The sequence below is a fragment of the Moorena sp. SIO4E2 genome (assembly GCF_010671945.1).
Taxonomy (GTDB): domain Bacteria; phylum Cyanobacteriota; class Cyanobacteriia; order Cyanobacteriales; family Coleofasciculaceae; genus Moorena; species Moorena producens.
Window position 1 is genome coordinate 1 of record NZ_JAAHIE010001125.1, and the last position, 1,678, is coordinate 1,678.

1 protein-coding gene is annotated in these 1,678 nt (G+C 45.8%); it reads right to left on the reverse strand.

The genetic code is table 11. From position 1 onward, the window contains the following. Positions 1 to 174 precede the first annotated feature (174 nt). Positions 175 to 1,380, reverse strand: coding sequence for an RNA-guided endonuclease InsQ/TnpB family protein (locus F6K37_RS41370; protein ID WP_287257082.1), 1,206 nt, complete (start codon positions 1,378 to 1,380; stop codon positions 175 to 177). Between the last annotated feature and the right edge of the window lie 298 nt (positions 1,381 to 1,678).

Sequence of the window (1,678 nt, forward strand, 5' to 3'; positions counted from 1 at the left end):
GGGGAGGCAGCGCGGTCTTGGGGAGCCAGTGCGGTCTTGGGGGTTTCCCCCATGAGCAACTGGCGTGGTCCCCCCCATGAGCGACTGCCGTGGTTTCCCCCATGAGCGACTGCCGTGGTTTCCCCCATGAGCGACTGCATCAAGACAATGAATCGAGGTTGACACTCCCCATGGCTATAAGCCAGGGGATTCTCGGTTCAGCGATTCAACTTGCTCAACCAGGTCGGAACCAAGCAGAGTAGAGGTCGAGTCTCCCCGAGCGTTGATTTTAGTTCCGGTGTGCCCCACCGTACTCAAGGCTCTCGTTAAGATATTGATTGCGGCGTTATGGTCTCTGTCTAACTCACATCCACATTTACAAACATGGGTTCGAGTTGACAGTGACTTTTTCACTACTGCGCCACATGCCGAGCAATTCTGGCTAGTATAAGCAGGGTTTACTGCGACAGTAATTCTCCCAAACTTTTCGCCAAAATATTCTAACCACTTCCGGAATTGATACCAACCTGCATCATTAATAGACTTAGCTAGACAATGGTTTTTGACCAGGTTTTTCACTCTCAAGTCTTCATAGGCGACCAAGTCGTTAGACCGGATTACGCAACGTGCAACTCTCTTCGCATGTTCTTCACGCTGCCTACTTATCTTGAGGTGTTGTCTACCTAGCTTATTAATGGCTTTCTTACGGTTAGCGGAGCCTTTCTTTTTCCGGGAAACTCGGCGTTGATAAAATTTTAAACGTTTTTCACCTTTTCGATAGAATCTAGGATTAGGTTCTGCGTATCCATCGGAGTCTGTGTAAAACTCTTTCAGTCCTACATCTAGACCTACATTGCAACCAGTAGCTTGTAACGGCTCAGATTTATTATCAACTTTTACGCAGAACTGAATGTAGTAACCATCAGCTCTTTGGACTATGCGAACCCGTTTTATGAGTTTCTGGTCTAAGCGCCACAAGTCCCAATTGCCTTTGAGTTTAACTTGGCCTATCCCTTTCTTATCGGTGAACTTGACAGACTTTTTGTCTGGGGATAATTTCCACCCAGATTGCTTGTATTCTACTGACCGAGAATGCTTTTTGAACTTAGGATATCCCTTCTTGCCAGGAACCTTTTTCTTGCAATTGTCAAAGAAGCGTTTGATAGAACGTTCCACATTCTCAACAGAGGCTTGACAAGCATGACTGTTAAGATGCTTTACAAACTCAAATTCCTCTCTTAACTGAGTGTTGTAGCGATAGAGTTCTTTCTTCCCGACCCCACGATTATCCATCCAGAATCGGAGTACCTTGTTTCTAACAAAGCGAGCTGTCCTAATAGCTTCATTTATTGCTACTTTTTGAGGCTCTTTTAAGACAGCCTTGAACTCCATTACCAGCACTCTATTCTCACCTCCTTTGGTGTAGTTTCCTTACTTACTATTATAGTCGTTCGCGCAGCGTCGGCTTTGCCGAATCCAAATATGCTAAAGTTCCCAAATAGTTAGGGAATAAATTCCCGTTCGGGCTAACCCCATGGATAGAATCCAGGGGCTTGCGCCCTCAGGGTCTTCGGTCAATTTCCCACTGTATCAAGCCATAGCTCATTGGCATCAAAGCCTTATCTAGTGGGCTTTTCAGGGCTCATGTCACCCCCTCAGATTTAATACCTAAAAGACAATCATAGCAAGGCTTTCAGAC